The organism is Haemophilus sp. C1 (genome assembly GCF_001276515.1).
GTDB lineage: Bacteria > Pseudomonadota > Gammaproteobacteria > Enterobacterales > Pasteurellaceae > Haemophilus.
In genome coordinates this window covers 1-25,622 of sequence record NZ_LDVZ01000011.1, presented here as the reverse complement: position 1 = coordinate 25,622, position 25,622 = coordinate 1, and the positions used below count along the sequence as shown (strand labels likewise).

Below are 25,622 nucleotides of genomic sequence, written 5' to 3'. Positions count from 1 at the left end.
TAGGAAGAAAAATGAACTATCTAAAAATTGCACAGGATTCCCTTTCTGTTGAAAGCAACGCGCTTTTGCAACTCAGCCAGCGTTTAGGCGAGGATTTTAATCAAGTCGTGGATTTAATCCTTGCCTGCAAAGGTCGATTAGTCATCGGCGGAATAGGGAAATCCGGTTTAATTGGGAAAAAAATGGTGGCTACCTTTGCCTCTACTGGCACACCAAGTTTCTTTTTACATCCGACAGAAGCCTTTCACGGCGATTTAGGTATGTTAAAACCAATTGATATTGTAATGTTAATTTCCTATAGCGGAGAAACTGATGATGTCAATAAACTCATTCCAAGTTTAAAAAATTTCGGTAATAAAATTATTGCCGTGACGAGCAATAAAAATTCTACGCTCGCACGTCACGCAGATTATGTTTTAGATATTACTGTTGAGCGTGAAGTCTGTCCAAATAATCTCGCGCCAACAACGTCGGCACTTGTAACACTTGCGCTTGGCGATGCACTCGCCGTGTCGCTCATTACGGCACGCAATTTCCAACCTGCGGATTTTGCCAAATTCCATCCAGGTGGCAGTCTGGGTCGTCGTTTATTATGTAAAGTGAAAGATCAAATGCAAACTCGCCTACCAACAATTTTACCCACAACCAATTTTACTGACTGCCTCACTATCATGAATGAAGGGCGAATGGGCGTTGCCTTAGTGATGGAAAATGAGCAACTTAAAGGCATTATCACGGATGGCGATATTCGCCGCGCACTTACAGCCAATGGTGCAGAAACGCTGAATAAAACAGCCAAAGATTTTATGACAAGTTCACCAAAAACTATTCATCAAGACGAATTTTTATCAAAAGCAGAAGACTTTATGAAAGCGAAAAAAATTCACTCGCTAGTCGTTGTTAATGATGAAAATCACGTAGTGGGTTTAGTGGAATTTTCAAGCTAAGGAATCCCAATGCAACAAAAATTAGAAAATATTAAATTTGTCATTACTGATGTAGACGGCGTACTCACCGATGGACAACTTCATTATGATGCCAATGGTGAAGCCATCAAAAGTTTTCACGTTCGCGATGGTTTAGGCATAAAAATGCTGATGGATGCAGGTATTCAAGTGGCAGTACTTTCTGGTCGCGACTCCCCTATTTTACGTCGTCGCATTGCCGATCTTGGCATTAAATTATACTTTCTTGGCAAACTTGAAAAAGAAACCGCTTGTTTTGATCTGATGAAACAAGCTGGCGTCACTGCCGAGCAAACCGCTTATATTGGCGATGATAGTGTAGATCTCCCCGCCTTTGCAGCATGTGGAACTTCTTTTTCAGTGGCGGATGCCCCTATTTATGTGAAGAATGCTGTTGATTATGTACTTTCCACCAATGGCGGAAAAGGTGCCTTTCGAGAAATGTCCGATATGATTTTACTAGCACAGGGAAAATCTTCTGTGTTTGATAGCGCTCAAGGTTTCCTAAAATCAGTGAAAAACATGGGGCAGTAATAACTCATTTGTTAATGTTATTGCTCAATAAAAAATAAAGTGCGGTTAATTTTCAACGAGTTTTAAAATCTCTCAAAAATCAACCGCACTTTTATATTTATAACTATCCCACGCTCTGATAGTTTAGCTATTTAACAAGACTCTTTCCTAAAATACTCATAGAACTGCGGTAAGAGTTGGGTAATCAAATTCAATTGTTGATACGGTAAACTAAAGACGGCTCGTTCTTCCGCAGTCATGTCTTGTTTTTCTAATTCCTTTAAATGTGTTTCAATACTTTCTTGCTGTTGGTTAAAAATATCTGCGGGTATTTCTTCAATGTGTTCTAAGGTATAGATAATTTTCTTTGCCACGGGATAAAAACCAGATAAAAACTGTGTGGTCTGTTGCAAATTTTTCATTCTGTCGCGATAAGCGCCCAATGCTGAAATATAGCTTAATAAAGAATAATTAAGCTTGAGTAAATCAAAGCCTTTTTGTAAATATGCCTTATATTTCACTGGTTCATTATTCATATTGGAAAGCGTAGTACTCAGTGCAGCCGCATATTGATGTGCATTACGACGTGCTATGCGGTATTTAAGATCGTCGCTTTTACCAAATTGCAATTGGCTAATAATGTGCAATAAATACACCGCATCACTACGCAATGCTTGATGACTCACTTTATCAAGTTGCAAATATTTCCAATCTGGCCATAAGTAAGATACGGCAAACCATGAAATCGCGGCACCAAGCAAAGTATCGAGTAAACGAGGCATTAAGGCAGCTGCCGTATCAAATCCCATGACATCAAAACTCAGCAAAACTTGTAGTGTGATGAAAAAGGTCGAGAAACTATAATTATTACTACGGAAGAAAAAGAACAACGTACTTGTAAGCACCACAAGACCTAGTTTTAATTCTAAGGTTGGATTTAAATAAGGTAATAATGACCCCACCACTACACCTAATATCGTGCCAATAATGCGCTGACGTAAACGTACTTTAGTTGCTGAATAGTTTGGCTGACATACAAATACAGTGGTCAATAAAATCCAATAACCAAGATTAAATTGGAAAAACTCAACAATTGCACAACATAAAAATACTACAATAGATAAACGTACCGCATGACGGAACAAGGGCGACTCAAAAGTAAAATGACTAAAAATCACCGCACTTATATTTTTTAACCCAGTGATTTGTTCCGTATGAATTTGAGCTAATTGTTCTGTATCTGTCGTTTCTTGTGCCAACTGACGAAGTTGCCAATTAATACTTTGTAAATTATCTAACAAGGTTTGAATATCAATCAGTTCATCTTGATCATTGAGATGTTGTACTCGATATAGATCAAAGGAATGCAAGGTGCCTAAAAGTGCACGTTCGACACGTTCATTAAAATGATAAGGTTTATTTTCACGTAAACTCACCGTGATTTCTTTACAGGATTGTGCTTGTAGCTCTAACAAACGTTGAATACGGAAAATCAAATCTGTATTTTTTAGTTTTTCCGTTATTTGTTGATAATCAAAATGCGTAGAATTAGCGCGCTCATGAATATCTTGCGCTGCAAAATAGTAACGTAACATTCTCTGGGTGCGAGGATGGCGATGTTGCCCTCTAATACGATAAAAAAGTGCGGTACGAACAATATTAAATGCTGTAACAACATTCGCATTTTTCATTGCAAAATTGAGGTGTTTTTTTTCAATCTCGGCCACTTCGTCAGGATCAAAAAAACAGGATTTGGTATCTAAATATTCTCCCAACGCACAAAACGCTTTAGCGACACTTTCTTGTACTGGGCGATTTGGGAAAAACAGGTAAACAATGATAGCGACCACACTATAAAGCAAAGTACCGCATAAAATCATTACAGGGTTAATAAACCATACATTTCCCTCTGGGATATAAGTCAATGTGGTGTAAAGCGCAACCACTAATGAACCAAAAGCAATGGTACTATAACGCTGCCCCACAGCACCGATCATAGTGAAAATAAACGTTAGCATCGTCATTAACACAATATATTGAATAGGTTTACCAATATGTAACTGCACAATAAAGGATGAAATAGAAAAGGCAATGAGCGTGAAAAATAGGTTTTTCAATCGTCCAGTTAAACGGTTATCCAAATCCACCAAACCACCTGCAATGATCCCTAGAATCAAAGGCATTGATTGCGAAGAAATATCAAAAGCCCATATTCCCACTGCCGCAATATTTACGGCAATAAAAACAGGAATCGCAGCGATTACTTTGGCATTTAACCGAATATTCATTTCAAATCCTTATCAAAATAGAAAAGTGAGCAACAAGGCTCACTTTTTATTGTATGAAGTGCGGTAATTATTTATGGGATTTTGCCCAATTTAAGAAACGTGTTTGAGTTTCTTTATCCGCTTGTTGGAACCAATATTGAAGCTGTTGCTCTGCAACGTTTTCACCTTGAACAACCACTTTGCCTTTATTCGCTTTTGCATTACCTGCTGGAGTAGCGACCATTGGGCTAGCAGTTGTGGTTGCAGCAAATGCAGAAACAGATGCAGTTGCACCAGATGCATTATATTCAGCAAGATCATTCACCACATTAGCACTTGGGAATAAACCTTCTTGTTTTAACACATCCACTTTTGCTGAAAGCGTATTGCCTGATTTTGTTTTTACGCTAATGCTTGGCATCTCATTGAATTTATCACCTTCTGAACGACCACGAATAGCTGGCGCTGAAATAACAAGATCCTCTGCATTGCCTTGGAATGTAACGATTACTGGGTTAGATTCAAAAAGAGTTTGGTTAGATCCAGAACCAATAATTTCACTTAAACGAACAACAACCTGATGGCTTTGGGTATCATTTACAGTAAATGTTTTAGCATCTTTTGCGAGAGATTTAGAGGCTTTTTGGCCATCAATTGCTAAAAGCTCAAGATTAGATGAAGTAGAAACCATGCCTGCAAAAGTTGCAGTGCTAGCACATAATGTTGCAAGACCTAATACAACAGCACGTAATTTCATAATTGCTCCTTTGGTATAAATGAAATTCTTGCCTATGCTATGCTAAATCAGGAAAAATGAAAATAAAAAAGTGAGAATTGGTTTAAAAACCTTTGTTGTAATAGCACAAATACTCACAATATTTTATCATATTGATGTCTAGCCTAGTCACAACTAGTAAAAAGCACAATGTAATCTATTAAATATCAATAGGAGTAACAATGTTAAACGATATTTTAACTGGCTATGGAATTTTTATTCTGGAAATTTTAACAATTTTATTACTCATTCTTGCTATTATTGGTTTGGTGATTTCTTATCGTCAACATAACAAATCTAAAATAGGGGAATTAGAAATTAAAGACTTATCTGAAGAATTTGATCATCAAGTTCGTGTATTGCGTGATTTTAATCTTTCTGAAGAAGAGCTAAAACAACGAGCTAAAGCTGAGAAAAAAACTGAAAAACAAAAAGCCAAAAAACGTAAAGAGAAATTAAAAAAAGGTGAATCCTTAGATGACGAAAAGAAAAGCTGTGTATACGTCTTGGATTTTCACGGTGATATTTCAGCCTCAGAAACGACCGCACTTCGAGAAGAAATTTCAGCAATTTTAAATGTAGCAAAACCAGAAGATGAAGTATTACTGCGATTAGAAAGCCCAGGCGGTATTGTTCATGATTATGGGTTTGCAGCCTCTCAGTTGTCTCGTTTGAAACAAAAAGGAATAAAACTAACAATTGCAGTAGATAAAGTTGCGGCAAGTGGCGGTTATATGATGGCTTGTGTAGCAGATAAAATTGTATCTGCGCCTTTTGCTGTTATTGGTTCTATTGGCGTCGTAGCACAAATTCCAAACGTTCATCGTTTATTGAAAAAATATGATGTTGATGTAGATGTGATGACAGCTGGTGAGTTTAAACGCACAGTAACTGTATTAGGTGAGAATACCGAAAAAGGCAAGCAAAAATTTCAACAAGAGTTGGAAGAAACACATCAATTATTCAAACAATTTGTCTCACAAAATCGCCCTTGTGTAGATATTGATAAAATTGCTACAGGTGAACATTGGTTTGGTCAACAAGCAATTGACTTGAAATTAGTCGATGAAATTTCAACCAGTGATGATTTAATTTTGGAAAAAATAAAAGAAAAACATGTAGTAAGTGTAAAGTACCGCTTGAAAAAATCCTTGATAAAAAAATTAGGTCATCAAGCTGAAGAAAGTGCGGTAAATATTATTCATCGTTATACCACAAAGCCGTCAAATGATTTTATACACTAAAATAGATACCTTTACATTACTTTACAAAAAAGAAAGCTAGTTCACTAATTTTAGTATTTACAAGGCAATTTTTTGCCTTTAGTATGTGCGACCTAAGCTTCTATAGTTTTATAATACTTAATCCATAAAGTTTAATTATGTCCTTTGTAAGGGTTTTAACAAATAAAAGGTAAAAAAATGAAATTATCTCGTATTTTATTATCAACCGTTGCTATTGCAACTCTTGCTGCTTGTGGCAACTTAAGTAAAGTGACTGACGCAGGTACCCCAGAATATAAAGACGTAAATGGCGAACAAGTTCCTCAATTAGTATGGCCTAAAATTGATTCTGCGAAGTTAAATCATGATGGTAGCCAATTTGGTACTTGGCCAAATTGGGACAATGTTCGTACAATTGAAGCTGGAATGAATAAAGATCAAATTCGTCAATTAATTGGTGATCCACACTTTACTGAAGGCTTGTATGGTGTATCTGAATGGGATTATGCATTCAATTATCGTGAAAATGGCACCCACAAAATTTGTCAATATAAAGTATTATTTGACAAAAATCATAATGCGCAAAGCTTTTTCTGGTATCCAAACGGTTGTAATGGTAATTCTGCATTCAATTTGAGTGGTGATTTCTTATTTGATTTTGATAAGGATACTTTAACAGCTAAAGGCAAAAAAGTTGTTGATAATGTTGCATCTCAATTAAAATCTACTAGAGCTAAAGAAGTTAAGGTTGCTGGTTATACAGACCGTTTAGGTTCTGATGCTTACAACTTAGATCTTTCTCAACGTCGCGCAAATCGTGTGAAAAATCGTTTAGTTGAAGATGGTATTGCAGTTCAAATCACTGCAATCGGTTACGGTAAAAATCCACAAATAAAATCTTGTGATGGCATTCCTCATGGAAAGGCATTAAAAGATTGTTTACGTCCCAATCGTCGTGTTGAGATTATTGCCTCTGGTTCTGAATTAAAACCACAAGAAGGTAGCAAATCCAACGGTGGTACTCAAGGGCCAGCAAAATTATATCAAAAATAATTGATATATAACTTCAAGCAGTACTCTACTCACTTAAGTCAAGTTGAGTATTGTTAATCCAAATATTATGCAGCTAATCATTTAAATGATTAGCTGCGTTTTTTATTCATATTCAACAAAACGAGAAAATCTCAATTTTCTCTTTCTCCTACCCCAAATTTTCTATTGTTATCGCACCTATAAATGAGGATAATAGCCCACTTATACAAAAGGCAGAAAGCAATGACACACTATATTTTATTAATTATCGGAACCGCATTAATTAACAACTTTGTATTAGTAAAATTCTTAGGACTTTGTCCTTTTATGGGCGTATCCAAAAAAATTGAAACCGCAGTGGGAATGGGATTAGCAACCATGTTTGTCTTAACAGTCGCCTCCCTTTGTGCATATTTAGTCGATCATTATATTCTTGTTCCCTTAAATGCTATTTTTTTACGCACATTAGTATTTATTTTGGTTATTGCCGTAGTTGTACAATTTACCGAAATGGTGATAAATAAAACTAGCCCAACACTATATCGTTTGCTTGGAATTTTTTTACCTTTGATAACCACAAACTGTGCAGTTCTCGGTGTCGCATTATTAAATGTAAATCTTGCTCATAATTTAACGGAATCTGTCGTTTATGGTTTTGGTGCATCTCTTGGATTTGCACTCGTATTAGTGCTTTTTGCTGCGCTTCGTGAACGTCTTGTAGCGGCCGATGTACCTTTAACTTTCAAAGGTTCATCTATCGCACTTATCACAGCTGGTTTAATGTCTCTCGCATTTATGGGATTTACAGGACTAGTGAAGTAATAAAATGATCTATCTTTTAATGACTATTACCATTTTGATTTTATTTATTGGGTTCTCTCAGTATTTTTCAGGAACAAGAAAGAAATAATGACCCTTCTATTCATCGTAATCACTTTACTCGCTTTAATTTTCGGTGCGATTTTAGGCTTTGCTTCACTTAAACTCAAAGTCGAAGCCGATCCCATTGTGGAAAAAATCGACTCTATTTTGCCACAAAGCCAATGTGGACAATGTGGTTATCCAGGCTGCAAACCTTATGCTGAAGCTATTTGTAATGGAGATGAAATCACAAAATGTATTCCTGGTGGTCAACCTACCATCGTAAAAATTGCAGAGATTTTAGGGGTTGATGTGCCAGCTATGGACAGCGTAGAAGAACCTATCGAGAAAGTCGCTTTTATTGATGAAAATATGTGTATTGGCTGCACGAAATGTATCCAAGCCTGTCCTGTTGATGCCATTATTGGTACAAATAAATTCATGCATACGATTATTCCAGATCTCTGTACAGGTTGTGAACTTTGCGTAGCTCCCTGCCCGACAGATTGTATATCAATGATTCCCGTGAAAAAAAATATCGATAATTGGGATTGGAAGTTTGATGCCAAATTAGTCATTCCAGTAATGAATGTAAATAGTACTGAGAAAAAATTGGTTGTGGGGGAATAAATGGCGGACGTATTATCTCGTTTCAATTCCGGTAAATTATGGGATTTCAAAGGTGGCATTCATCCGCCTGAAATGAAATCACAATCTAATTCACAACCACTACGTCATCACCCTTTAGTCACGGATTTTTACATTCCTCTTAAACAGCACGCAGGAACAACAGGAAATCTCTTGGTAAAAGAGGGCGATTACGTACTAAAAGGTCAAGCCTTAACAAAAGGTGATGGCTTGCGTATGTTGCCAGTTCACGCGCCCACTTCTGGCATAATTAAATCGATTAAACCTTATGTCGCTGCACATCCGTCTGGTCTTGATGAACCAGCAATTCATTTGCAAGCAGATAGCTTAGATCAATGGCTAGAACGTAATCCTATTGATGATTTTTTGACACTCTCGCCGGAACAACTCATTAACAAAATCTATCAAGCTGGTATAGCTGGCTTGGGCGGTGCAGTGTTTCCGACTGCCGCTAAAATTCAATCAGCAGAGAAAAAAGTTAAACTCCTAATTATCAATGGTGCAGAATGTGAGCCTTATATTACTTGTGATGATCGTCTTATGCGTGAACGCGCCGATGAAATCTTAGAAGGCATTCGTATTTTACGTTATATCCTACGACCTGAAAACGTAGTCATCGCCATTGAAGATAACAAACCTGAAGCAATAGAGGCAATTAGCAAAGCGCTACAGGGAGCAAATGACATTAGCGTTCGAGTAATTCCAACAAAATATCCTTCGGGTGCCGCAAAACAGCTTATTTATTTGCTTACAGGAATGGAAGTGCCAAGTGGTGCGCGTTCTTCTAGTATTGGCGTACTGATGCATAATGTTGGTACAGCCTTTGCAATTAAAAGAGCGGTTATAAATGACGAACCTTTAATTGAACGTGTCGTCACCCTTACAGGTGATAAAATTCCTGAAAAAGGTAATTATTGGGTCCGACTTGGTACACCAATTTCTCAAGTATTGACGCACGCTGGTTATCAATTTGATGAACGTTATCCAGTGTTTGCAGGTGGCCCGATGATGGGATTGGAACTTTCCAATCTCAATGCACCAGTGACAAAAATTGTCAACTGCTTGCTTGCACCAGACTATTTTGAATATGCAGAACCAGAGTCTGAACAAGCTTGTATTCGCTGTTCTAGCTGTTCTGATGCCTGCCCAGTCAACTTGATGCCACAGCAACTCTACTGGTTTGCGCGTAGTGAAGATCACAAAAAATCGGAAGAATACTCCCTCAAAGATTGTATCGAGTGCGGGATTTGTGCCTACGTATGCCCAAGCCATATTCCGCTGATTCAATATTTCCGCCAAGAAAAAGCAAAAATTTGGCAAATAAAAGAAAAACAGAAAAAATCAGATGAAGCCAAAATTCGCTTTGAAGCGAAACAAGCGCGAATGGAACGTGAAGAACAAGAGCGTAAAGCACGTTCACAACGTGCAGCAGAAGCACGTCGAGAAGAATTAGCGCAAACCAAGGGTGAAGATCCTGTTAAAGCGGCGCTAGAACGCTTGAAAGCGAAAAAATCCACTGAAACAGAATCAGTACAAGTTAAAACGATTACCTCAGAAAAAGGGGAAGTTTTACCTGATAACGCTGATTTAATGGCACAACGTAAAGCTCGTCGTCTGGCTCGTCAGCAAGCGGAATCTCAAGTCGAAAACCAAGAACAACAAACTCAACCAACCGATGCGAAAAAAGCAGCAGTTGCAGCCGCGCTTGCTCGAGCAAAAGCGAAAAAACTTGTACAAGCAAATGAAACCTCTGAATCAGTCTCAAATACTCAAACCGTAGAAAGTTCGGTAGAAAAAACAGACGAAAATTCAGCCGTACTTGATCCGAAAAAAGCGGCCGTAGCTGCAGCGATTGCTCGTGCAAAAGCAAAAAAACTTGCACAAGCAAATGAAACCGCTGAATCAGTCTCAAATACTCAAACCGTAGAAAGTGCGGTAGAAAAAACAGACGAAAATTCAACCGCACTTGATCCAAAAAAAGCAGCCGTAGCTGCAGCGATTGCCCGTGCAAAAGCAAAAAAACTTGCACAAGCAAATGAAACCTCTGAATCAGTCTCAAATACTCAAACCGTAGAAAGTGCGGTAGAAAAAACACAAGAAAATTCAACCGCACTTGATCCGAAAAAAGCGGCGGTAGCCGCTGCGATTGCTCGTGCAAAAGCAAAAAAGCTGGCTCAAGCGAATGGAACAAAAGAATCTGTGCCAAGCACTCAAGCCGTAGAAAGTGCGGTAGAAAAAACAGAAGAAAATTCAACCGCACTCGATCCGAAAAAAGCGGCTGTAGCTGCGGCTATTGCTCGAGCAAAAGCGAAAAAACTGGCAAAAACACAAGCAACATTAGAAAACAATCAGGAATAAAATAATGTTTAAAATGGTTAGCTCTCCTCATACTCATTCGGGGAAACTCACAGCGCGTATTATGCTTTGGGTAATGTTGGCAATGATGCCAGCTTTTTTCACACAAATTTATTATTTTGGATTTGGTGTGGTGCTCCAATCCGCATTAGCTATTGGTACAGCAATCATTGCGGAATTTATTGCAATAAAATTACGCGGCAAAAAGCCGTTAAATTATCTTTCAGATTTCAGCGTATCCCTGACTGCTTTAATTCTGGCGATGGCTATTCCACCTTATGCACCTTATTGGGTCATCATCATTGGAACACTCTGTGCAGTTTTATTAGGTAAACAAGTTTATGGGGGTTTAGGGCAAAACCCATTCAATCCCGCGATGATTGGCTATGTAATTCTTCTAATTTCATTCCCGTTACAAATGACAACTTGGATGCCACCAATTAATTTATTACAGGAAACACCAACTTTTTCAGATGCTTTTTCATTAATATTTTCAGGCTTAACCACTGATGGATTTACGCTTTCGCAACTTACACATAACATTGATGGCATCACCCAAGCAACGCCTTTGGATAGCGCAAAAATTTTCTATAAAAGCCACACTCAATTAAATGATTTTTATGAATTGATTAAACTGCCGATTTTTATGGGTAATGGAACCGACTTTGCTCAAGGATGGTGGCAAGTAAACGTGGCTTTCTTAGTGGGCGGAATTTTCCTTATTTTAAAACGTGTCATTCACTGGCAAATTCCAGTGGCGATGATTGTCACCTTTTTCTGTTTAGCCACCGCGACCGCTTTTACTGGTTTCACGCATTTAAGTGCGATTAGCCAACTGGTTAGTGGCGCAATGATGTTTGGCGCATTTTTTATTGCGACAGATCCTGTCACAGCCTCCATTACACCACGAGGAAAAATTATCTTTGGTGCATTAGTGGGATTATTTGTCTATCTCATTCGTTATCACGGAAATTATCCAGACGGCGTGGCATTTGCTATTTTATTAAGTAATATTTGCGTTCCACTTATCGATCATTACACACGTCCGCGCGTATCTGGTTATCCAATAAAAGGAAGAAAATAATGGGTACAGTAAAAATCACATCGCGTTACGGCATATTGTTAGGCTTTGTCGCCCTACTTTGCACAGCAATTTCTGCAGGGATTTTCTTCCTAACAAAAGATAAAATTGATGCAGTAATCGCGGCTCAACAACGAGAATTACTTCTACAAGTTATTCCACAAGATTATTTCAATAATAATTTGCTAGAAAGTGCGGTTATTCCTCAAGATAAAAATTTGGTGGGCATTCAGAAAATTTATTTTGCGAAAAAAGATGGGAATGTTTCTGCCTATGCCTATGAAACCACCGCGCCCGATGGTTATTCTGGCGATATTCTCTTGCTTGTAGGATTAGATCCGAAAGGCGAAGTGTTAGGCGTACGAGTAATTGAACATCACGAAACACCAGGCTTAGGCGATAAAATTGAACGCCGAATTTCTAACTGGATTTTAGGTTTCACAAATCAACCGATTAATGAACACAATTTAAGCGAATGGGCAGTCAAAAAAGATGGCGGAAAATTTGATCAATTTTCTGGTGCAACCATTACACCTCGCGCAGTGGTTAATCAAACTAAACGCTCAGCATTAATCATGCTAAATAACCAATCCTTGTTACAACAGCTTTCAACACAAGTAAAATAATATGACAGATTTAACTGAAAAAAATACCGCACTTGAAGAAGAAAAAATAGAAAGTGCGGTTGAAAATCAACAAAAGTCCATGTGGAAAGAAATCTTTACTCAAGGAATTTGGAAAAATAATCCAGCGGTTGTTCAACTTCTCGGGCTTTGTCCGCTTTTAGCGGTGTCTAGCACGGCCACCAATGCACTGGGTTTAGGTTTAGCGACAATGCTTGTGCTCACTTGCACAAATACGGTTATTTCACTTTTCCGTAAATATATTCCGAATGAAATCCGAATTCCAATCTACGTGATGATTATTGCGACGACAGTAACTGTCGTTCAACTTTTAATGAATGCTTACACCTATACGCTTTATCAATCACTCGGGATTTTTATTCCACTTATCGTTACCAACTGTATTGTGATTGGTCGAGCAGAAGCGTTCGCCTCAAAAAACAGCTTACTCCATTCCGTTTGGGATGGGTTTTCAATGGGATTAGGAATGGCGCTTAGCTTGACAGTACTTGGCGCATTGCGTGAAATCATTGGACAAGGTACGGTTTTTGATGGCATCGAAAATCTATTCGGCGAACAAGCTAAATTTTTAACGCTCCATATTTACCATACAGAAAGTAGCTTTTTACTTTTCATTCTGCCACCAGGCGCCTTTATAGGATTAGGCTTACTCCTCGCCATAAAAAATCGAATTGATAATGTAAAAAAATAAGGCAACCAAATCTTGCCTTCCCCTACTTGCGGGGGAAGGTGTCACGAAGTGACGGAAGGAGGGCTTGCAGTCTTCTAAACAGATAATTCCGATAAATTAAATAGGCTAATTTCTACAAAATATGAATAAAACAAAAAGAATCGAAATACTCACAAGATTACGAGATCAAAATCCCCACCCGACCACAGAATTACAGTATAATTCGCCCTTCGAATTATTAATTGCGGTCATTCTATCGGCGCAAGCAACCGATAAAGGCGTGAATAAAGCAACAGAGAAACTATTCCCCGTGGCAAACACGCCTCAAGCGATTTTAGATTTAGGATTAGACGGTTTAAAAAGCTATATTAAAACTATCGGGCTTTTTAATAGCAAAGCAGAAAATATTATCAAAACCTGCCGTGATTTAATCGAAAAACACAACGGCGAAATCCCCGAAAATCGTGAAGCCTTAGAAGCATTAGCAGGTGTTGGGCGAAAAACAGCCAATGTTGTACTAAATACAGCATTTGGTCACCCAACCATTGCCGTGGATACCCATATTTTCCGTGTTTGCAATCGCACTAATTTTGCAGCAGGTAAAGATGTGGTAAAAGTGGAAGAAAAACTGCTTAAAGTCGTGCCTAATGAATTTAAAATAGATGTTCATCATTGGCTGATTTTACACGGACGCTACACTTGCATTGCACGCAAACCTCGCTGCGGATCTTGCATTATTGAAGATCTTTGTGAATATAAAGAAAAAGTTGAATTTTAATTTTGCGGTAAAACAGCCTAATTATTTACCGCACTTTTTATTAAAAATAGGATAAAAAATGACAACAAATAATAAACAGCGACAAACTTGGTCGAGCCGCCTCACTTATGTTATGACGGTCGCAGGCGCAACGGTCGGTTTCGGTGCAACTTGGCGTTTCCCTTATCTCGTGGGGGAAAATGGTGGCGGTGCCTACGTTCTACTTTTCTGCATCGCAATGATTGTAATCGGTATCCCAATGATTTTAGTTGAAAACGTGATAGGTCGCCGCTTACGTGTAAATTCCATTGATGCATTCGGCGATAAAATTCTCGACAAAGGAAAAGGCATTTCTAAATATTGGAAAATATTAGGTTATATGGGCTTACTCGGCGCATTTGGCATTATGGCGTATTATATGGTGCTTGGTGGTTGGGTTATATCTTATATCATCAGCCTAATTAGCGGTACATTAGACATTTCAACCCCAATTACAAAAGATATTGCCAAAAATTTCTACGATCTTCATATCGGTAATAGCCCTTATGAAATTATGTTGTACACCTTCTTATTTGTTGTCGTGAATTACATTATCTTGGCAAAGGGTATCATTGGTGGGATTGAACGTTCAGTAAAATATTTAATGCCATTACTATTTATCTTCCTCATTGGAATGGTAATTCGTAACGTAACATTACCGGGCGCAATGGAAGGAATTACATTCTATTTAAAACCTGATTTCAGCAAAATTACGCCACAATTATTTATCTTCGTTTTAGGTCAAGTATTCTTCGCATTAAGTCTTGGTTTTGGCGTGTTAATTACGCTTTCCAGTTACTTAAATAAAGAAGAAAACTTAATCCATACTGCAGTTATTACAGGTTTCACCAACACAATTATCGCCGTACTTGCTGGCTTTATGATCTTCCCATCACTTTTCACTTTTGGAATTGAACCAAACGCAGGGCCAACATTAGTATTCCAAAGTTTACCTATCGTATTTTCTCACTTATGGGCAGGTAAATTCTTTGCGATTATCTTCTTTGGCTTATTATTAATTGCCGCACTAACGACTTCCATCACAATTTATGAAGTAATCATCACGGCATTGCAAGAAAAGCTCAGAATGCGTCGTGGTAAAGCCATTATTTTTACGCTTGGAGGGATCTTTCTATTAGGCAATATTCCAGCAATTTTAGGGGATAATGTATGGAAAAATGTCACCATTTTCGGCAAAAGCATTTTTGATTTCTATGATTATGTTAGTGGAAATATTCTCTTTATGCTGACCGCACTTGGTTGTGCTATTTTCGTTGGTTTCGTGTTAAAAGATGAGGCAAAAAAAGAACTGTCTCCAACACCTGATTCAACATTCACTAAAATCTGGTTTAACTATGTGAAATTCGTTGTGCCAGTGATTATTTTAGTCATTTTTATCAGCAACCTATTCTAAAAAATAAAAACCGAGTTTTTGCTCGGTTTTCTTTTTTAAAGGAAATATCTATAAAAATATTTGTGCCTTTAAGCCAATTCGCTGCCCTTCTTTTATAACGTTTTCTAACCGCACTTTGAATCCATGTAATTCTGCAATTCGCATAACAATAGAAAGCCCTAAACCACTTCCCTTTTCATTTTGCCCAGCTGGACGATAAAAACGCTGTCCAAGCTTTTTCAAATCTTCAGGTTCAACGCCACCACCATTATCTTCAACAATAATCTGAGAAGATGCGATTTTCACTGAAACGGTTGTATCTTCAGAACAATATTTAATGGCATTATCGAGTAAATTTCTAAGCATCAATGAAACTAAAATTGGTTGCCCTTGTTTTTGCTTTAGTTCAGATTCTTTCTCAAAAGCCAACGTAATTTTACGCTTTTCTGCCATAAAATAACGCTCTGCGATCAGCGATTGAATGATACCTTCCCAATCAATAGGCTGTAATTCTTCCAATTCTTGTAAATTATCCAGTTTTGAAAGGGTCAAAAGTTGCTCAATTAACTGCGATGCACGATCAATCCCTTGTGTTAAATGCAAAAGTGCTTGTTCTCGTAATTCCCCATCATCACCAGCCAGTTGAGCGACTTCGGTTTGAATACGCAATGCCGCCAATGGGCTACGTAATTCATGGGCTGCATCAGAGGTAAAACGACGTTCGCGTTGTAACATAGCCGAAGTGCGGTCAAAAAATTGATTTAAATTTTTTACTAAGGGTAAAATTTCAACGGGTAGCCCCTCAGTATTTAACAATGACACATCACCAGATTTTCTCGTTTGTACTTCTTGGCTTAAACGTTTAATCGGTCGAAGTTCTTTATGAATCAACCATCCTAAAACGATGATCAAAATAGGCAAACTTGCAAACCAAATCCACATTTGCCCAAAGATCATTTCTTCAATTAAATCTTCACGATAATCTAGTTCTTGCCCTACTGCGATAATCAATTCCCCATTCACTGCCGTATGCCAGAAAATTCTCCACTTATCGTCATCATCATAAGTATGCGAATTATGAAAACCCGTTTTATTATTAAAAATAAAATCTTTTCCATTTCGTCCATCACTGAATAAAAGTTTCCCAGTTTTAGAAAAAATAGCAAAGGCTAAGGCATCATCGTCATAACTTTTTTTTAATGCCGACTGTGAATTTTTATTTAGCGTTGTGCTAGATTCCAACAAAATAGTACTTAAATCTGAATTTGCGAGCCGTTCAGCAAAGAGAACTTGTTGCGCATCAAAAACTTTATTCACATCGTGGCGCACTTGCCACCAAGCGACAAGCGTAGAACCAAGCCAAACAAAAAGTGCGGTTAAACAAAGCACAGAGATAAGACGCAACGTAAGACTTCTATTTTTCATTTTTCAATTTGTCCTAAAGCATACCCAACACCATGCACCGTGCGAATAAATTGTTTCCCCAATTTTTGGCGTAAATTATAAATATGCACATCCAATGCGCCGCTGCTAATTTCCTCATTCCAGCTTGATAATTTTTCTTCAATAGATGAGCGAGACAGTACGCGATCTTTATTTAGCATAAATAACTCAAGTAATTTGTATTCACGGCTTGTTAAAGAAATAGGTTGATTATTTAGCCAAACAAAACGCTGATTTGGATCGAGTTTAACGCCTGCGTGCTCAATCACCGAATGATGATGACCATAACGACGACGAATAAGTGCTTGCAAACGCGCCGCAACTTCAGCCAAAGCAAAAGGCTTACAAAGATAATCATCTGCTCCACTTTGCAATCCTTTGACACGTTCATCTAAGGTATCACGGGCAGTCAAAATCAATACTGGAACATCTTGATGTTTGGAGCGCCATTGTTGCAATACCTCTAATCCATTAAGTTTAGGCAATGTCAAATCCAATACCACCGTATCATAAGGCGCAGACGCTAAGGCATCCATTCCTGTTTTACCATCTGTAAACCAATCCACCATAAAACCAAGTTTAGTTAAACCGATTTGTAGCCCATTACCGATTAAATTATCGTCTTCTATCAATAAAATTCTCATAAAAATTGACCGCACTTTATAAACAAAAACAGCGAGCTAATGCTCGCCATTTTTAAAAATGATTATTCTGCTTTTTCGATACGTAATACATCAAGCTCCGCTTTCTCAAATACCTCATTATCCAATTTTCCATAAATTTTCACTTTATCCTTTGAATCTACGTTTAAACCATTCCAAACGCGTTTTTTGATTTCAATCTTGATTTGCCCAGTCTCATCAGTAAACCAAAACTCATCGTCATCAATTTGTTGTGTGATATTACCCACTAAAGTGATCATTGAATTATCTGCAGCAGATAAAGCTTGTTTTACACTAATTGCTGAAGGGGTTGCTTGTTGAAAACCGCCTTGCGTATTGCTGCCATTAAAACCAGCAAATGCTGACGTTGTTGCCAATGCGAAGATTGTTGCTAATGCAAATTTTTTCATAATGTTTCCTTTTTAAGTCAGTTAATTTCAAGCACCATTGCTTGGATGTGTGTATTAAAACAAATAAATCTTAAGAAAAAGTTAAGAAACATAAAAAAACCTAAATTTTTTTAATTTAGGTTTTTCATAAATTAAAGTTTATTCAACTGCTCAATAGATGGTGCGTAATAATAAGCGCCCGTTACAGCCTTCGTAAAACCTAAAATGCGGTCAGTTTTTCCGTCTTTTTCACCAAACATATTAAGTAACTGTTGTTCAATGTTATAAAGCGTTGCACAGTAAGCAATAAAGAATAATCCGTGCGTACCGCTCGCAGTGCCATAAGGTAAGCTTTGACGTAAGATTTTTAATCCCTGCCATTTTCTTTTAAATCTGTACGACCAACATGAGAAGTATCCGCCTTATCTTCCATTTCTACGCTATCCGTTTTGGTGCGTCCGAACACATTTTCTTGTTTTGCTGTATTTAATTTTTCCCATTTAGCGAGATTATGTTCATAACGTTGAGTAAACACATAACTCCCATCTTTATCATTGCCATTTGAAATTAAGGCAACTTCTGCTCGTTGTGCATCCTTTGGATTTTCAGTTCCGTCAATAAACCCCGTGAGATCTCGTTCCTCCACCCAACGGAAACCATGAATTTCTTGCTGAACGTCAATAGCTTGAGCAAAAGAATTCACTGCAGCTTGTGCAACAGAAAAATTAACATCAGGGCGTAACGATTGAATATGCACTAAAAGATCAGTTTGTGTACTTGGCGCAGTTAAATCACCTTTTCCTAAAGTAACAAAAGGTTTAAGTTCTGGTGCGTCCTGCCCACCAAGGGTTTTCCAAGCTTTATCACCAAAAGCAACTACTACCCCCAAACGTGCATCGGGATAAGTTTGTTGAAGCTGTTCTAAGCGAGTAAGGAATTGGCGAGCCGCCGCTGGGATCTGAGAATAATCTAAAATATTTGCTTCTAAAAACACGCCTGCTTTGCAACCATCAAGCAAAATACCCGTTTGTGCTGTCATAAAAATCTCCTAAAAGGGCAATTGGAAAACGCTTGCATTATACAACAGCCATTAAAAAATCTTAAATATTCAAATAAAACTTGATCTAAGTAGCAAAAACTCAAATTTATTGTTGAGATTTTTTCTCATTAGATATATCTTTCAAATACGAATGGATTTCATTTATAAGGTTATTAGTTCTATGCCGTGCCTTTTACGTTATATCAGCATATCTTTACTATTTTTATTTTCTCAAGCCGTCTTTGCCGATAACTATCAAAAATGGGTAGATGACATCACTCAACGCTTGAATCACACTGAACAACTTCTTAAAGAAAACAAAATTGATGATGCCAAAACCGAAGTTCAAATGGCCTATTTTGAAGTGTTTGAAAATTTAGAAGGCCCCATTCGCATTAATTTTTCTGCGCAAAAAAGCTATCAAATGGAAGCCACATTTGGTGAAATTCGCAAAATGATTGGCGAAGGTAAACCAATGAATGAGGTTCAAGCCAAAATCAACGGTTTAAAAAATGAATTACAGCAAGTTTTACCTTCTCTTGTTGAAGGGCATCAACTCAATGCTGATAGTCAACACGGCGTTTATGATAATCAAGCCATCAAGCCTTATTGGCAACAAAGTTTCAAAACCATTGATGATCTCGTTGCACAAGCCATTACCGCCTATGAAAACGGTGATTTTGCCAATGCTAAAAAAGCATTCCAACAAGCTCAATACGACGGCTACAAAAATTCTGAAATGGAAATGTCGGTTAGAACTAACCGCTCTTCTGAAATTTCAGCAGCGATCAATCAACAATTCTATAATTTGATTCGTTTGAGTGAGCAGCCTGATCAAATGACAGAAATTGCTTACCAAAGCACACAACTCTTGCAAGATATTGAAGAACAGCTTCCTAATTTGCCTACCACTCGCGATGAACAAAACGCTCAAGCGACACAATCACAAGCGCAAACTTCAGATAACGTTGCAGAGCAAGATTGGGCAAAAATTACGACTGAAATCAACCAACGTATTCAACAAGCTATTGCCCTTTATGAACAAGGCGATGCGAAAAAAGCCATGCTTGCGGTACAAGACACTTACTTTGATGTATTTGAAAGTTCTGGCATGGAAAACAAAGTAGGCTCGCGCGATAGCAATTTTAAAGCAGAATTAGAAGGTTATTTCACTCGTTTAGTCAGTCTGATGAAAGCGGGAAATGGCGACAAATTACAGGAACAAGCTACAGGTTTAAGCCAAAACTTAGCAAAAGCTGTTCAAATATTGCAAGGTGGCGAACAAAGTGATTGGTCAATGTTCTTATATAGCTTGCTTATTATTTTACGTGAAGGCTTAGAAGCCTTGTTAATCGTTGCCGCTATTGTGGCTTATATGGTGAAAAATAATCATCACGATAAATTGCCAGTTATTCGCCAATCCGTTTATGTGGCGTTAGGGGCAAGCGTCGTTACCGCATTCATCTTCCAACTTATTTTTGAAAACTCAGGGCAAAACCGAGAATTGCTTGAAGGTTTCACAATGATTATTGCGGTCTTCATGCTGTTTAGCATGAGTTACTGGTTGCTTTCTAAAGTCGAAGCACAAAACTGGAAACGCTATCTCGAAGGTAAACTTTCAACGGCATTAACAGCAGGCTCTCTATTCGGCTTATGGCTGACCAGTTTCCTCGCAGTATATCGTGAGGGTGCAGAAACCGTATTATTCTATTATGCCCTAGTTGGCGATGCGAAAAGTGCGGTCAGTTTAGCCTATCTTTTTGCCGGCTTTATTTGTGGGGTGATTTTACTCGCAATTTGCTACTTTATAATGCGTTACACCGTGGTTAAATTACCATTAAAACCATTCTTTATGTTTACTGGTTCATTTATGTATTTAATGGCATTTGTGTTCGCTGGCAAATCTGTACTTGAACTTATTGAAGGTAAACTGTTTGAACCGACATTAATTAACGGTGTACCAGAAATCTCGTGGTTAGGTGTTTATCCTTATGTGGAAACCCTTGTGCCACAAGCAATCTTAATTCTTGCTGCTATTTTTGCTTTGTTTGTTATGAAATATCAAAGCAAAAGAGCGGTTTAAAATTAACTCAAAACTCATCTCAGGAGAGAAACTATGAAAAAAGCACTTCTTAGCGCAAGTTTATTAGCAGGAATGTTTGCAGCAACTTCTGCTTACGCATTCCAAGAATATCCAATCGGTGAAGCGGTTACCATGAATGACATGGAAATTGCAGCGGTTTACTTAAAACCAGTGGATATGGAACCTCGCGGCATGGGCTTGCCTGCAGCAAAATCTGATATTCACTTAGAAGCAGATATTCACGCGGTGAAAGGTAACAAAAACGGTTTTGGTGAAGGTGAATGGATGCCTTATTTAACCATCAACTATACCTTAGTCAATACCGATACAGGTGCTAAACAAGAAGGTACCTTCATGCCAATGGTTGCTGGCGATGGCCCACACTATGGCGCAAACATCAAAATGATGGGCGTGGGTAACTATAAATTAACTTATCATATCGATCCGCCACCAAAAGCTGGTATGCACCGCCACACTGATGAAGAAACTGGTGTAGGTCGTTGGTGGAAACCATTTGATGTAAATTATGAATTTAAATTTACTGGTTTAAAATAATAGTGCTGTAGGGTGGGCTTTTGCCCACCAATTAACAATCAGACATGAAAAAACGGTGGGCTAAAGCCCACCCTACCATTTAAAAATTCGCTTTCTATGACTTATTTTTTCATTTTTGTTTTGCAAGCTCTTTTTCCAATTTCGCTTTTACTCGGTGCATCTTGGGCAATTAAAAAAGGCAATATTTCGCCTAAGATACTTATTTGGTTAAGCCTTATTGGCTTGGCTTTGGGTGTTGTCCTACGACTAAATATTCCTAATGGACAAACCAGCAATCTTATTCTAACCATCGGCTTTTTAATTATCTTTTTACTTTTTGCAATGAGCCAATGGAGCAAATCATCAAACCTTGCCGCATTCTGGCAATTTGCATTAATGCTTATCGCGGGAGCAACTTGGGCGAAAGATCCAAATATCACCGCACTCACCAACACAGATGTCATCAACACTGATTTTATTTTAAATATAAGTGCGGTTATTTTTGGCGTAATATTTAGTTTAGCCTCAAGTGCATGGCTCTATTTCTTACTTAAACAGCAACAAAAAACACAAGGGAAATCCACCGCACTTTTTGCACTCAGCTTTTTACTTTTTATCGCGTTAATTCTTCCACTTGTAGCAGAACTACTGCTTACCTTAATGAAATTACAACTCATTGAACTCACCAAAGTGCGGTTAAGTTTTGTGGCAAAATCAGGGGAAATCACCGCTTGGCTCAATATCATTTGTGTTGTGTTAATGCTCGTTGTGTTGTGTATTTTTACCATTCAAACACATTCAAAACGTTTAAAAGAAGCAAAAGCCGAAAAAGATCTGATTGAAAAACGCAAAAAATTAGCTTTCGTACAAACATCAAAACGCACCATTTACTGGGGTATATTAGGTATTTTATTTGTTGCTGCAAGCCAACTTTATTGGGAAAAAGTTGCCTCTCAACCGCCACAACTTTCTGAAGCAGTTCCAGTACAACTTAATGACAAAAATGAAGTACATTTAGCACTCGAGCCACTTAAAGATGGCAAACTTCACCGCTTTGTTTGGATTGCTGATGATGGCAAAGCCGTACGCTTTTTCATTATCAATCGCCAACCAAATAAAGTCAGTATGGCGGCAGTATTCGATGCTTGCCTACTCTGCGGCGATCAAGGCTATGTCATGCAAGGCAATCAAGTGGTCTGTGTTGGTTGTGGCGTGCATCTCTTTATTCCATCTATCGGTAAACCGGGCGGTTGCAACCCTGTACCGATTGAAAATTGGCAACAAACTGAAAATGAAATTGTGATTTCTCGTAAAAGCCTTGAAGATGGCTTGAATCTATTCAGTACGATTGTGGAAATTGAAGTACAAGATCCGATTAGTGGCGCCAAACTCAAAAACACCAAAACTGAATATAAATATAGCCACGAAGGGCATACTTATTTCTTTGAGAACGAAAAAAATCTCGATTTATTCCGCGATAATCCCGATAACTATCTCGGCATTAACAAAAATGAAAATCCAAAAGGGGAATAACAATGCTTGCTAGAATGTTATTTCAATCTTGGCGATTTGGTATTAAACGTAAACTGCTCGCTATTATCACTATTTTCTTAGCTGCTGGCTTAGTCTCTGCGCTGCTTGCAGTTTCCATTGATATTGGTGACAAAATGGCGAAAGAGCTGAAATCTTACGGTGCCAATATTTTAGTGGAGCCAGCCAGCAATGCGGCATTGCCTGATGAACTCAGCCATAGTGCATCCTTATCTAGCCAAGATTTTTTAGATGAAAAAGAACTTCCCAATATCAAAGATATTTTCTGGCGAAATAATATCGTGGGTTTTGCCCCGTTGCTTTCAGCAAACGTACAGGTGACAAAATCTTCACCAAATTCCACCGCACTTTCAGCGCCGAAAACGATTAATGTGCTTGGTACCTTCTTTGATCATAATATTGCCGTGCCCGATGAAGAAGATTACCACACTGGGCAACGAATCATTAGTCCTTATTGGAAAGTGGAAGGGGAATGGGTTGATGATTTAAACAATGACTTTGGCGACATCGTCCCTGCACTTGCTGGCGAACAACTAGCCAAAAGTAATGGTTTGAAAATTGGCGATAAACTTAGCTTAAACTACACAAACGATAACGGCGAAAGCCAACAAAGTGCGGTAGAAATTAAAGGCATTTTAAGCACCGGTGGAACAGAAGATAATCAGCTTGTGATGCCCCTAAGTGCGATACAAAATTTGCTGAGTTTAGAAGGCAAAGTGCAATCCGTCCGCGTATCAGCCCTCACCGTGCCAGAAAACGATCTTTCCCGTAAAGCGCGTGCCAATACGGATGCCTTAGATGCGGAAGCCTACGACCGTTGGTATTGCACCGCTTATGTTTCATCAATTTCCCATCAATTAGAAGAAGCAATCTCTGGTGCAATGGTTCGCCCAATTTGGCAAGTCGCCGCGTCTGAAGGTGTAGTCATTGGAAAAATCCAACTCTTATTGGCGGTAGTTACTTTCGCGGCATTAATCGCTGCGGCAATGGGTATCGCTTCCTTAATGAGCGCAGGAATTATCGAACGCTCAAAAGAAATTGGCTTAATGAAAGCACTGGGCGCTTATCAATGGCAAATCACCTTATTGTTCTACTGCGAAGCGGTGTTAAGTGCATTAGTAGGCGGAATATTTGGCTGTTTAGCTGGATGGGGATTAGCCAAATTTATTGGTGCCGCATTATTCGGTGCGCCTCTTGATTTCGCTTGGATTGTCGTGCCTTGTGTTCTCGTGCTCTCCATTCTTATTGCTGTGATTGGCACTTGGTTCCCTGCACATAAAATCGCTAAACTTTACCCTGTCGAGGTGCTTTATGGCAGAGCATAAAAGCGCAAATACTCAAAGCATGTTCTGGCGATTAATTTTCCGCGCATTGCGATTACGCCTTCAACGAGTATTCATTATTTTCACCGCACTTACAGTGGGCGCAAGCATTGTCACTGCAATGGCTGCGGTTTACTTCGACATCAACACCAAAATGAGCCAAGAACTGCGTACTTTCGGAGCAAATTTCTACATTGGTTCAGCCGATGGCGGGATGATGAATCAAGCAGAATTAAACGCAATTTTACAAAAATCACCTGATGGTTTTATCACTGCTGCCAGTCCTTATCTTTATGGCGTCGCACGCAGTGATTTAGAAAAAATTGTTCTGATGGGCGTAAATTTTGATGCGATGCGAATCCTCGCCCCTTACTGGCAAATTACAGGATCTGCAATCAACGTAAACTTTGACGATCGCAATGCAATGATTGGGAAAACCCTTGCTGAACGATTACATGTGAAAGTGGGAGACAGCCTAAAACTGTCTAAAAATGCCGTAGAAAAACACAGTTTCAACATTAAAGGAATTGTAGAAGCTGGTGATGCAACTGACAATATGCTTATTGTAAATGTTGAATTTGCACAAAATTGGTTGGATAAAGAAGGCGTAGTAAACAACGCATTACTCAATGTGCAAAATGAGCAAGGCGCAAATATAGTGGATCAATTTGCCGAAAAAATCATGCAACAATATCCCGATTTAACCGCTCGACCGATCCGTAAAGTTTCCGCCTCAGAAGGGCAAATTTTAGAAAAAATTAAAGGCTTAATGGGCTTAATTTCCCTTGTGATTTTAGTGCTTGCAACCTTATGTGTGAATACCACCTTAATTGCCATTGTCGGCGAACGATCTAGAGAATTTGCCTTACAAAAAGCACTAGGCGCAAGAAAATTAGACATCATTCGCCAAATCAGCACTGAAATTTTAATTATCGCGTTTTGTGCCATTATTATCGGACTTGGCTTGGGTTATTTATTAGCTCAAGTATTGGGAATAACCGTATTCAAATCTTATATTGATATGCGACTTCCTGTATTGCCAATTACGATTGTACTTTCGTTATTAGTGGCATTTGTGGCTGTTATTATTCCAACACGTCGAGCATTGAGTATTAATGTTGCGAATGTGTTGAAAGGTGAGTAAAACTGAAACGCTTATAAATTATGTTCTTCGTTTTTACTTCTGCCAAATCTCCCCTACCCCTCTTTGCTAAAGAGGGAGGAATTGAGGGAATTTTGAGTACTGAGCTTTATTTGCTATTTGAGAATAATAAAAGTAAATGAGTCTGTTACAATTTATTTAAACCACAAAACCACTCCCCTCTTTAGCAAAGAGGGGTAGGGGAGATTTGGCAGTCTTAATTCACGAAGAAATT

Annotated in this window: 22 protein-coding genes and 1 pseudogene; 17 read left to right on the top strand and 6 right to left on the bottom strand. The window is 38.3% G+C overall.

Annotation, left to right across the window (positions count from 1 at the left end):
• Positions 1 to 11: 11 nt before the first annotated feature.
• Both ABW51_RS05625 and ABW51_RS05620 read left to right on the top strand, forming a co-directional pair.
• Positions 12 to 947, top strand: a complete 936-nt coding sequence (locus tag ABW51_RS05625; protein ID WP_053465918.1) for a KpsF/GutQ family sugar isomerase — start codon at positions 12 to 14, stop codon at positions 945 to 947.
• Between the two features lie 9 nt (positions 948 to 956).
• Positions 957 to 1,499 carry a KdsC family phosphatase gene (locus tag ABW51_RS05620; RefSeq protein WP_053465917.1) on the top strand — a complete coding sequence of 181 codons (543 nt, stop codon included), beginning with the start codon at positions 957 to 959 and terminating at the stop codon, positions 1,497 to 1,499.
• Between the two features lie 131 nt (positions 1,500 to 1,630).
• Here ABW51_RS05620 and yccS read toward each other — a convergent pair whose 3' ends face one another.
• Positions 1,631 to 3,766: a YccS family putative transporter gene (yccS, locus tag ABW51_RS05615; protein WP_053465916.1), complete on the bottom strand. Its 2,136-nt coding sequence runs from the start codon at positions 3,764 to 3,766 to the stop codon at positions 1,631 to 1,633.
• A 67-nt stretch (positions 3,767 to 3,833) separates the two neighbouring features.
• Complete coding sequence (locus ABW51_RS05610) at positions 3,834 to 4,502, bottom strand: curli polymerization inhibitor CsgI-related protein (protein ID WP_053465915.1); 669 nt, start codon at positions 4,500 to 4,502, stop codon at positions 3,834 to 3,836.
• A gap of 200 nt (positions 4,503 to 4,702) precedes the next feature.
• Between ABW51_RS05610 and sohB the strand changes: the two genes are divergently transcribed.
• From sohB to ABW51_RS05560, 10 genes are all read left to right on the top strand, one after another.
• On the top strand, positions 4,703 to 5,764 hold the full coding sequence (sohB, locus tag ABW51_RS05605; RefSeq protein ID WP_053465914.1) for a protease SohB: 1,062 nt from the start codon (positions 4,703 to 4,705) through the stop codon (positions 5,762 to 5,764).
• A 177-nt stretch (positions 5,765 to 5,941) separates the two neighbouring features.
• Positions 5,942 to 6,796, top strand: coding sequence for an OmpA family protein (locus ABW51_RS05600; RefSeq protein ID WP_053465913.1), 855 nt, complete (start codon positions 5,942 to 5,944; stop codon positions 6,794 to 6,796).
• A 222-nt stretch (positions 6,797 to 7,018) separates the two neighbouring features.
• Positions 7,019 to 7,597 carry an electron transport complex subunit RsxA gene (gene rsxA, locus ABW51_RS05595; RefSeq protein WP_053465912.1) on the top strand — a complete coding sequence of 193 codons (579 nt, stop codon included), beginning with the start codon at positions 7,019 to 7,021 and terminating at the stop codon, positions 7,595 to 7,597.
• Positions 7,598 to 7,684: 87 nt separating this feature from the next.
• Positions 7,685 to 8,266 (top strand): electron transport complex subunit RsxB, encoded by a 582-nt coding sequence (rsxB, locus tag ABW51_RS05590; RefSeq protein ID WP_053465911.1) that lies wholly within the window; start codon positions 7,685 to 7,687, stop codon positions 8,264 to 8,266.
• Positions 8,267 to 10,642: an electron transport complex subunit RsxC gene (gene rsxC, locus ABW51_RS05585; protein ID WP_053465910.1), complete on the top strand. Its 2,376-nt coding sequence runs from the start codon at positions 8,267 to 8,269 to the stop codon at positions 10,640 to 10,642.
• Positions 10,643 to 10,646: 4 nt separating this feature from the next.
• Positions 10,647 to 11,723: an electron transport complex subunit RsxD gene (rsxD, locus tag ABW51_RS05580; protein ID WP_053465909.1), complete on the top strand. Its 1,077-nt coding sequence runs from the start codon at positions 10,647 to 10,649 to the stop codon at positions 11,721 to 11,723.
• Positions 11,723 to 12,346: an electron transport complex subunit RsxG gene (gene rsxG / locus ABW51_RS05575; protein ID WP_053465908.1), complete on the top strand. Its 624-nt coding sequence runs from the start codon at positions 11,723 to 11,725 to the stop codon at positions 12,344 to 12,346. Before rsxD ends, rsxG begins: the two co-directional genes overlap by 1 nt.
• Before the next feature lies 1 nt (position 12,347).
• Positions 12,348 to 13,055, top strand: coding sequence for an electron transport complex subunit E (locus ABW51_RS05570; RefSeq protein ID WP_053465907.1), 708 nt, complete (start codon positions 12,348 to 12,350; stop codon positions 13,053 to 13,055).
• 121 nt (positions 13,056 to 13,176) lie between these two features.
• Positions 13,177 to 13,812 carry an endonuclease III gene (gene nth / locus ABW51_RS05565; RefSeq protein WP_053465906.1) on the top strand — a complete coding sequence of 212 codons (636 nt, stop codon included), beginning with the start codon at positions 13,177 to 13,179 and terminating at the stop codon, positions 13,810 to 13,812.
• A 58-nt stretch (positions 13,813 to 13,870) separates the two neighbouring features.
• Positions 13,871 to 15,244, top strand: a complete 1,374-nt coding sequence (locus ABW51_RS05560) for a sodium-dependent transporter (protein WP_053465905.1) — start codon at positions 13,871 to 13,873, stop codon at positions 15,242 to 15,244.
• A 48-nt stretch (positions 15,245 to 15,292) separates the two neighbouring features.
• Here ABW51_RS05560 and qseC read toward each other — a convergent pair whose 3' ends face one another.
• The 4 genes and pseudogenes from qseC to ABW51_RS05540 form a co-directional block, all read right to left on the bottom strand.
• Positions 15,293 to 16,648: a quorum sensing histidine kinase QseC gene (gene qseC / locus ABW51_RS05555; protein ID WP_053465904.1), complete on the bottom strand. Its 1,356-nt coding sequence runs from the start codon at positions 16,646 to 16,648 to the stop codon at positions 15,293 to 15,295.
• A complete protein-coding gene (locus ABW51_RS05550) occupies positions 16,645 to 17,310 on the bottom strand; it encodes a response regulator (RefSeq protein ID WP_053465903.1) in 666 nt (221 codons plus the stop codon). Before ABW51_RS05550 ends, qseC begins: the two co-directional genes overlap by 4 nt.
• A 62-nt stretch (positions 17,311 to 17,372) precedes the next feature.
• Positions 17,373 to 17,738: a YgiW/YdeI family stress tolerance OB fold protein gene (locus ABW51_RS05545; RefSeq protein ID WP_053465902.1), complete on the bottom strand. Its 366-nt coding sequence runs from the start codon at positions 17,736 to 17,738 to the stop codon at positions 17,373 to 17,375.
• Positions 17,739 to 17,869: 131 nt separating this feature from the next.
• A pseudogene (locus tag ABW51_RS05540) lies at positions 17,870 to 18,756 on the bottom strand (Dyp-type peroxidase).
• Between the two features lie 181 nt (positions 18,757 to 18,937).
• Here ABW51_RS05540 and ABW51_RS05535 point away from each other — a divergent pair.
• The 5 genes from ABW51_RS05535 (at position 18,938) to ABW51_RS05515 (ending at position 25,390) form a co-directional block, all read left to right on the top strand.
• Complete coding sequence (locus tag ABW51_RS05535; protein WP_231625711.1) at positions 18,938 to 20,839, top strand: FTR1 family iron permease; 1,902 nt, start codon at positions 18,938 to 18,940, stop codon at positions 20,837 to 20,839.
• A 33-nt stretch (positions 20,840 to 20,872) separates the two neighbouring features.
• Positions 20,873 to 21,394, top strand: a complete 522-nt coding sequence (locus tag ABW51_RS05530; protein ID WP_005626197.1) for an iron transporter — start codon at positions 20,873 to 20,875, stop codon at positions 21,392 to 21,394.
• Positions 21,395 to 21,490: 96 nt separating this feature from the next.
• Positions 21,491 to 22,906, top strand: coding sequence for a Fe-S-containing protein (locus tag ABW51_RS05525; protein WP_053465900.1), 1,416 nt, complete (start codon positions 21,491 to 21,493; stop codon positions 22,904 to 22,906).
• Positions 22,907 to 22,908: 2 nt separating this feature from the next.
• On the top strand, positions 22,909 to 24,249 hold the full coding sequence (locus tag ABW51_RS05520; protein WP_053465899.1) for an ABC transporter permease: 1,341 nt from the start codon (positions 22,909 to 22,911) through the stop codon (positions 24,247 to 24,249).
• The gene (locus tag ABW51_RS05515; RefSeq protein ID WP_053465898.1) at positions 24,236 to 25,390 is read left to right on the top strand and encodes an ABC transporter permease; all 1,155 of its coding nucleotides are present in this window, start codon (positions 24,236 to 24,238) and stop codon (positions 25,388 to 25,390) included. Before ABW51_RS05520 ends, ABW51_RS05515 begins: the two co-directional genes overlap by 14 nt.
• Positions 25,391 to 25,622 lie beyond the last annotated feature (232 nt).